7 protein-coding genes and 1 pseudogene are annotated in these 8,691 nt (G+C 54.0%); 5 read left to right on the forward strand and 3 right to left on the reverse strand.

What is annotated here, in order from left to right:
- Positions 1-294 (forward strand): annotated as a pseudogene (locus tag K8V32_RS03005) (putative FMN-dependent luciferase-like monooxygenase); the annotation flags it as partial.
- Positions 295-356: 62 nt separating this feature from the next.
- On the opposite strand, the gene K8V32_RS03010 reads toward K8V32_RS03005, so the two are convergent.
- Positions 357-2,684, reverse strand: a complete 2,328-nt coding sequence (locus tag K8V32_RS03010; protein ID WP_303902675.1) for a heavy metal translocating P-type ATPase — start codon at positions 2,682-2,684, stop codon at positions 357-359.
- Between the two features lie 3 nt (positions 2,685-2,687).
- On the reverse strand, positions 2,688-4,697 hold the full coding sequence (locus tag K8V32_RS03015; protein WP_303902678.1) for a cytochrome c oxidase assembly protein: 2,010 nt from the start codon (positions 4,695-4,697) through the stop codon (positions 2,688-2,690).
- A 572-nt stretch (positions 4,698-5,269) separates the two neighbouring features.
- Here K8V32_RS03015 and K8V32_RS03020 point away from each other — a divergent pair.
- From K8V32_RS03020 to K8V32_RS03035, 4 genes are read left to right on the forward strand one after another with little or no spacing between them, the layout of a single operon-like run.
- Positions 5,270-5,998, forward strand: coding sequence for a DsbA family protein (locus tag K8V32_RS03020; RefSeq protein WP_303902680.1), 729 nt, complete (start codon positions 5,270-5,272; stop codon positions 5,996-5,998).
- 3 nt (positions 5,999-6,001) lie between these two features.
- Positions 6,002-6,853, forward strand: coding sequence for a cytochrome c biogenesis CcdA family protein (locus K8V32_RS03025; RefSeq protein ID WP_303902682.1), 852 nt, complete (start codon positions 6,002-6,004; stop codon positions 6,851-6,853).
- A gap of 21 nt (positions 6,854-6,874) precedes the next feature.
- Entirely contained in the window at positions 6,875-7,459 is a 585-nt protein-coding gene (locus tag K8V32_RS03030; protein WP_303902684.1) for a TlpA family protein disulfide reductase, read from the forward strand.
- On the forward strand, positions 7,456-8,208 hold the full coding sequence (locus tag K8V32_RS03035) for a cytochrome c biogenesis CcdA family protein (protein WP_303902687.1): 753 nt from the start codon (positions 7,456-7,458) through the stop codon (positions 8,206-8,208). Before K8V32_RS03030 ends, K8V32_RS03035 begins: the two co-directional genes overlap by 4 nt.
- 17 nt (positions 8,209-8,225) lie before the next feature.
- Here the strand turns inward: K8V32_RS03035 and K8V32_RS03040 are convergent.
- The coding region (locus K8V32_RS03040) for a MarR family winged helix-turn-helix transcriptional regulator (protein WP_369681032.1) at positions 8,226-8,691 on the reverse strand (466 nt) is incomplete at its 5' end.

Below are 8,691 nucleotides of genomic sequence, written 5' to 3' on the forward strand. Positions count from 1 at the left end.
CGCCACCTCCGGACGCGTGTGGCCATGCTGGCTGAGCGAAACCTGCGCAAGAATGGTGAATCTATCTCAGCTGATGCGTTGAGCGACCAGGAATTGCTGCGGTACACGAACACGTATTTCGGTACCGTTGATGAAGTTGCCGAGCAGCTCGCCGGGGATCAGGCCGCGAATGCATCAACCGAAGTCAGTTTCCAAGTCCATTCCCTGGACCCGGGCCACGAGATCACTATGCGTTCGATAGAACTCTTAGGAACCAGGGTCGCACCAGCGCTGGGTTGGAGCGTGGAGGGCTAAGCTGCCATCACCGGGATGGGGTTGCACGGCGTGGGTTACGGGGTGTGTTTCTTGGCCCGCGATCAGGGCTTCTGTGTCGACTCATTGGGGTTCGTCTGGCGGATCTGCGATGCTGATCGTAGCGCCCGCGAAATCGTTCTGCGTGGGTCAAACCGAGCCAGGCGCATACTATTGCTAATAACCAATGTTGAGGATAGCGCCATCGCTAAAGTCGAGATGAGCGGATTCAGCAGTCCGGCTACAGCAATTGGTATTGCCCCTGTGTTATATGCGAAGGCCCAAAACAGGTTTTGTTTGATAGTGCGTAAGGTTTGCCGTGATAGGAGTACCGCTTCGGGGATTGCTAATAGATCGGAGCGTACTAGCACCGCATCGGCTGATTGCAGTGAGACTTGCGTGCCTTGCGATACGGCTATGCCCAAATCTGCTGTTGACAGCGCCACGGAGTCATTGATGCCGTCGCCGACCATGACCACATTGCGTCCTTCGGCTTGCAGTCGCTCAACGACATCTGCTTTCTCCAGCGGAGTCGTATCGCCAATGACAGTATCGATGCCCAGTTCACGGCCGAGAGCTTCGCTGACGTTCTGACGGTCGCCGCTAAGCAGCACGGTGTGGAGGCCCATATGCCGCATCGCAGCAATTGCTTGGTGTGCACCGGTTTGAATAACATCACCCAACACGATGCTTCCCGCGAAGCGTCCATCGATTGCCACCAGAATTTCAGAACCGTCCACCGCATCGCGGGGCGGAATTTCAACACCGTAATCATCTAGCAGATGGGCAGTGCCAGCTAGAACCTGTTGTTGACCAACCACACCGACCATCCCCCGGCCTGGTATTTCTTGGATGTCTGTTGCGTTATAAAACGCCACATTTTCTAACCGTTCAGCGGCGTCCACGACCCCGCGCGCTAAGGGATGATTCGATTTTCGTTCAATCGCCGCAGTGAACGCAAACAGGTCAACCACGGAAAACTCATCTACCGGAACCGCATCAATAATACGCATTTTGCCGGTGGTTAGTGTTCCGGTCTTGTCAAATACAACAGTGTCGACGCGGCCACTGGCTTCAAGCGCATCCATGCCCTTTACCAAAATGCCACGAGAGGCTCCCGCCCCCATACCCATCATCAAGGCGGTAGGTGTCGCCAACCCGAGGGCACAAGGGCACGCAATGATCAACACTGACACAGCAACCATCACGGCCGTTGAAACATGTTGGCCAAATATCCACCAGGCCAGACCGGAAATTATTGCCAGAGCGATGACGCCGGGAACAAAATATCTCACGACCCGATCAACAAGCCGTTCAACCGCAGATTTTCGGGCTTGGGCTTCTTCAGCTGCCTGCGCCATCTGACGTAGTCGAGTGTGGCCCCCAACCTGTTGGGCTTCAACATGAATATAGCCGTTGGTTGTCACGGTGCCGCTGTGCACCGATGCACCGGTTTCTAGGAATACCGGTTGGCTCTCCCCTGTCATTGCACTCACATCAACATCAGCGCTGCCTTGTGTAATAATGCCGTCGGCGACGATGCTTTCGCCAGCTCGAACTTCAAAAACCTGTCCAGACTGTAACTGTGACACCGGTTGTTCGACAGTGCCTTCGTCCGTTACCACGCGGACTGTGGCGGCTTCGATTTGCATCAATGCGTCCAGCGTCTGATTGGCTTTTCGCCGAGAACGGGTTTCAAAATAGCGGCCAGCCAATTGGAACATCGTAACCCCGGCGGCTACGTCCAAATACAGGGCCTGGGCACCGTCGGGGGCCCAAGAAAATCCAACCCAAGCGTCCGTCCCATCAAGCACACTGGGAAATAGGACGGTCACTACTGCCCAGATGAACGAGACCGCAACCCCCAGCGAGATCAACGTGTCCATGGTCACGGTCCGGTGCCGCAGGTTGAGTAGGGCTATTTTGTGAAACGGCCAGGCACACCAGGTGACAACGGGAACGGATAACACCAACAAGGCTAATTCCCACCCAGGAAACCGGAATTTTGGTACCAAGGCCAACACAATACTGATGTCCATCAGAGGAATGGTCAACAACGCTGCCACGATGAGTCGAATCCGCAATTGCCGCAACCGCTGATGATTGGCTCGTTGCGTCCAGAGGTCGGCATCTTCATCACTACGAAGATGCGCATCGTAGCCGGCCGATCGAATATTGTCGATAATCTGATCGGCGTCTGTAGGGTCAGCACCGAACACGATGGCTCGCTGGGTCGCATAATTGACCACTGCGTCCATACCGTCAAGTTTCGTCACGGCTCGTTCGACCCGTGAAGCACAGGCCGCACATGACATGCCACTGATATCAAATGTGACAGGCTCTACTGATTGGTCTTGAGTTGAAGACTTGCCTTGAACAGGTGTTGCTGACACAGCTTATTTCCCTCGTTCCGCGGCTGCACGTTGATCATTTGCAGCCAGCTCTATGAGCATATGGTTATAGTCGTCAAATTCTTTGTTGTAGCCCAGATCCATGTGACGGTCTACGCGAGTCCGTTCACGGCGGTCTTGATGGCTCCACTGGGCGGCTAACGCAATAATGACAATGAGGGTCGGGATTTCCCCGCCAGCCCATGCAACCCCGCCACCAAGTTCCTGACTGGCAACCAAATCAGACCAGGGGTAATCCAAATATAAGAAATACTGTTGGGCAATGGGTGTGGCGGTCATCATAAGTACGACCCCGAAGAACGCGTGAAATGGCATTGCCGCAAATGCGAGACCAAGCTTACCAATATAGGGCAATTCAACCGGCCCCTTATCCACACCAATGATCAGGCTGAAATACAAATAACCAATGATCACAAAGTGCAAATTCATCAACTGGTGACCCCAGTGATAGTTCATGAAAAATTCGAATAAGGGTGTCAAATACAGCACATAGTACGAGGAAATGTACACGACGAAGACAAATAACGGGTTGGACAGCCAGCGAGCCGCACGCCAGTTCAACAATTCTACGAGCCGTCTTCGTGCCCAGCCTGCGGTCCCCGTAGCTCCAGACCAGGCATTGAGCGCCAGCGTGATGGGGCCGCCTAGAACCATCAACAATGGTGCAAGCATATTCAGTGACATATGGGTCACCATATGAATGCCGAAATCACCACCAGCAAACCTGCCCCAGCCACTGCTGGTCGAAAGGATTACAGTAGCCCAACCAAGCATCCAGGCGAGGGTGCGTAGACCAGGCCAAGACTGTCCTTTCCGACGAACTTTCAGCACCAGCACGACGTAACCGAAGATCGCGACTATCGACAATACGGCGAATAAGACATTGACACGCCATTCAAGAAACAACCCGGCAAGGTCAGGGCCTTCGGGCAGTTCATAACCCAGAAACACCTCGGACATGGTGCCGCTTCCAGCAAAATAGTGGGGCGGCGGTATTTGGGCTATGGCTGAAAGTACCCCGACCCAGCCTGCCACTACGAGCCCACTGAGCAACGCGAGCCCACGCGCATGGCCACGACCTGAGTGTATTCGTCTCCTGACGACTACCGTGAGCACGAGCAGTACCAGTTCCATTAGCCAGCGCACAAGTATCAGCCAGCCGGTTGTTGAAGCGGTAAGGCCCGTGCCAGCAAGTTGAAATGGTGTCATAATGATTTCGATCAAGAGCAGGCCAACTGCCCCAATAACACCAAAATTTGCTGCGCGTACTAGATTGAATTTGGCCTTTTCGGACGGCCCCATCGATGCAAACCCGACAGTGATAATCGATGAAGCCACAAGGCCACTTGCTAACACTTGGAGGTAGCCGGCGTCGCTGCCAAAGTCGTGGTTTGGCCCGACCAAGAGTTGTCCGACTGCTACCGGAATAATGTTCCCAAAGACGGTCAGCCACAAGAGAATCAGCAGGTCGGTCCATTTCTCGACGAAGTACGTGGCCATCCAGCAAAGAAAAGCAAATATTGCTGTAATTGAAAACGCCGTAGGGTAGTACGAGCCAACAAATACGAAGCTAAAGCCGCCGGGTTCTGCAAGCTCCGACCATGGGAGGCCCACAGCATCCAGGCCTTTCGCAAATACCAATATGGCGCTGGTAAGAGCCCACGTACCAGAAACCCACCGCAATGGTCTCAACGAGAGATCAGCGGGCAGGAATCGAGATTTTTTTGGCGCCTTGAGAAATAGCACGGCCCCGGCCACAATCGCCAGCGTCGCAACCCCACTGAGAACGTTCACTGACCAAAACACCGCGGTAGTCCCAGCGACAGGGTTTCCGGGGAAGCTGAGATGTACCCGATCATAGGCTTCCGACCCACCAGCCAACGTTATGCAATATGCCGGGACCACCGCCAAAAGAATCGCGCCCACAATAGCTGCCGACAGGGCCGCGCGTTTCTTGTCATGCACCGTTTGTGTGGGAGTGTAGGTGGTGGTCACGACATTTGCCTCCGTTCCGCAAAGCATCTGAACTCAGGAGAGTCACTATATTGTCACCGCAACGTTGGAGTAAGGCAGCGACCCTGGCCTCACAAATATCAGGTTTCGGCGTCGAGCCTAGCACTACACAGTCGGGGCAGTATCTTGTGGTACATTGACCATCCCTTCATGGCCTGATGATATTCCGCAGAATTGCACGGTCGGAGGTGGGCCTTTCGCTGGCTGAAGAACATCAATTATGTCGAGCAAGCGTTTTTGCCTGCTATGAAATGTCAATCGGGGCATCGATATCACGCAAGAGCTGAACGTTGCAGCTGGGTCTGCCGAAGTCTATTAACTCAGACTGTTCCTTACCTACGATGTGCTCATCGCTCAATCCGCATTCCCGCAAAGCCCTGGCTTGACCTTATGACCCAGAGAATGTGACTAGCCAATATCTATGCCTCTCATTGAGCCCTCTTCACTCTACTATGCGAGATAGTAACTATGCGTTATAGTCGACTGAGCACGAACAGTTACCGCGCTTAAAAGGCGCGTCTAATTGGTCAATTGGAAGGACAACGAAAACTCATATGTCTAGCAATACCAGTGCAGCTCGCTTGTGGCTCACTCCCACGTTAGTGACGCTTGGAATAGTTGTCGCTCTTATCGCAGCCTTCTTCTGGGGACGATCCACCGCATCGCCGCAAGCCGATGCCGAGTCAGATTCCGTACAGCAAGGCACTGAACAGGTTGAAGCTGTTCCAGATGATCTCGTCGACCAGGTTGTGCGTCGTGACCCAGAAGACCCCCTTGCAATTGGCGAAGTAGACGCGCCAGTAGCACTGGTGATGTTCTCAGATCATCAATGTCCTTTCTGCGCCCAATGGAACCATGAAACATTGCCTGAACTCATGCAATACGTCGACGACGGTGACCTGCGTATCGAGTGGCGCGACATAAATATGTATGGTGAAGACTCTGTTCGTGCTGCAAGTGCTGCCGTTGCTGCAGGGCAGCAAGGAAAATTTATGGACTACCATGAACAACTCTTCCCCGAAGGTGACACGCTCAGCGACTTTTCCGCTGAGGCGCTTACCGACTTGGCTGAAGAAGCAGGTTTGGACATGGGACAATTCCAGGAAGATCTTGAGTCCCAGGAGACCGCAGATATTGTTGCTGAAAATGAAGAACTTGGTCGAAGCGTGGGTGCTCAATCTACCCCAACGTTCCTCATGAACAATACGCCTATTATCGGAGCACAACCAGCTAGCGTATTCATTGACGCATTCGAAAAATCACTGGCTGCGGCGCAGGAGTAGACCATGGACATCGGAATTTTAACTGCATTAATTGGCGGAACGCTAGCCCTGCTAAGCCCCTGCGGAGCGCTGCTATTACCTGCCTTCTTCGCATCAACCGCTGGCTCTGGACCCCGCCTGTGGGCTCACGGAGGAATTTTCTCAGTTGGTCTTCTCGTTGTGCTCGTGCCGCTAGGGCTCGGCATGGGCGTATTGGGAACGCTATTTGCGTCTCATCGAGAAATCATTATCATCGCCGCATCTATCTTGATGATCGTGCTAGGAATAATCCAGCTCCTAGGCATCGGCTTCGACCCTTCTCGGTTTATTCCCGGCGCAGAACAGCTACAAAAACAAGCGAATCAACGAACCGGATGGGTCAAAACCCTACTGCTCGGTGCTGTGAGTGGGGTCGCTGGGCTCTGCGCAGGCCCAATCTTAGGGGCAGTGCTGACATTAGCGGCTACTCAAAATGACGTCTGGACTGCTGGTGGCCTGTTGGCAGTGTATGGGCTGGGCATGGTGGTGCCGCTTTTATTATTGGCAAGCGTGTGGGGAAAACTCAGCTCACGATGGAAGACTCGACTTCGTGGCAGAATCTTCACCGTTTTCGGACGGGAATTTCACTCGACGTCCGTCATTACGGGAATCATTATCATCGCAGTCGGAGTGTTGTTCTGGACTACCAACGGTTTAGTGACAATGCCCGAACTATTGCCAACGAAGACTTCGGCATGGCTGCAGGAATCAAGCGCAATCCTGAGTAACCCCCTCGTGGACGTCATACTGTTGATCGTGGTAGTTGGCATTATTTTGGGCGTGTGGATTCGTGCCCGGTATCGCAAGGCGAACCTCGTAGCTGAGAAGCAAAACTAGCGCTGTGACCAGGCAGGTTCTGTGAGAAGCAAACTATCACACGCCATACTGGGACTCTTCATAGTAGGTGTCACGCTGTTCACCGGTTGCGCAAGCGACGAACCCCTTGCACAACAAGTCGGCAATTCCGATGCCAAGGACAACTACATCGCAGGAGATGGCTCCGTACTAGAAATTCGTCAGCCTGACCGCGGCGAGCGCATCGATTTTACTGGTTCAACCTTCGACGGCGACACCATATCCGCTGAGACCCTCGAGGGACCCACGCTGATCAACTTCTGGTACGCCGCGTGTGCTCCGTGCCGTGTGGAAGCCCCGCACCTGGCAGATCTGAGCCAAGAATTTGACGAAGTCAATTTCGTGGGCGTCAATGTCCGAGACGAAAAAGCCGAAGCGGCGCATTTTGAACAGAGCTTTGGCATCCAATACCCGTCAATAGAAGACCGCAGTGGGCAAGTGCTTGCAGAATTCGCTGATTACGCTCCACCCCAAGCTGTTCCCACCACCGTGATTTTAGATGATCAAGGCCGCGTGGCCGCACGTATCCTCGGGGCCATCGATCCATCCACGGTGGAGGACATTCTTTCCAAAGTGGTATCTGAATGAATAATCCATTTGCTGAAATCGCTCTGGACGGGTCGATGTGGTTAGCCATGCCTGTGGCAGCCCTTGCCGGACTCGTCTCATTTCTGTCACCTTGTGTGTTACCCCTGGCACCAGGCTATTTAGGTTATGTCTCAGGTCTTTCTGGGGCCAGCCTCGACGATACCAAACGGGGTCGAATATTGGCCGGAACATCACTGTTTGTTCTAGGATTCACCGCCGTGTTTGTCACTGCGGGGTTACTCCTGAGCAGAGTATTTATCTGGTTACGCGGGGATGGCCAGTGGCTCACCCAAGCCCTGGGTGGCGTGGTCATTCTTATGGGAATTGTCTTCATGGGCGGCATGTCATTTTTCCAGCGGGATAGAAAAATTAACTACCAACCCAAAGCCGGGTTATGGGGTGCTCCCCTGTTGGGGATGATCTTTGGGCTCGGATGGGCACCGTGTATTGGCCCAACAATGGCCGCTGTGATTGCAATGTCGACAGCCGGCACCGACAGCATGTGGCGCGGTGGTGCGTTAGCGGTGGTCTACTCTCTAGGATTAGGCATACCGTTTATCCTGTTGGCATTGGGCTTCTCACGCGGCATGAAGCGCCTGGCATTTTTCCGCAAGCACCGCGTGTGGATTATGCGCGCCGGTGGGATCATGCTGATCCTGTTAGGTCTGGCTATGGCCACCGGCCTGTGGAATGACTGGGTTAACCAACTGCAAGGCTGGTTTGCCAATGAAGTAGTGCTGCCCATCTAGCCCACCAAATTCTGTGCTTAATGCGGTGGAGCACAATTTTTACCGCGCGGATGGGCTTCAATGAGCTTGTCCAGCAGCCTACTCAGCTCACGACGGTCCGCCTCATCAAGCACAGCAAAAAACTCTGAGCTCGACCGTTGACGTTCGGCTCGTAGCTGCGCAAATAACTGTCGACCAGCGTCGGTAATGACCACCAGGGTTGCTCGACGATCTTTAGGGTGAGACACCCGTTGCACCAAGCCGCGCTGTTCAAGCCCGTCGATCACTTCAGTTGCTGACCGCGGAGCAATCCGGAGCCGTTCGGCAATCTCGCGCAGTTTCAGCCCGGCAACCTCGCCGTCGTCCGGAGCATGCCCAATGGCTGCCAGCGCGCGATAGTAGTGCGGACTCATACCGTGTGGCGCCAATTGAGCGCCCCAGCGACGTCGCAAGCGGTGGTTGATGCGGTGCATTTGTTCAGCAAGCTCGGGGTGAACATGGTCA

This window comes from Enteractinococcus helveticum, from assembly GCF_020742345.1.
Taxonomy (GTDB): Bacteria; Actinomycetota; Actinomycetes; order Actinomycetales; family Micrococcaceae; genus Yaniella; species Yaniella helvetica_A.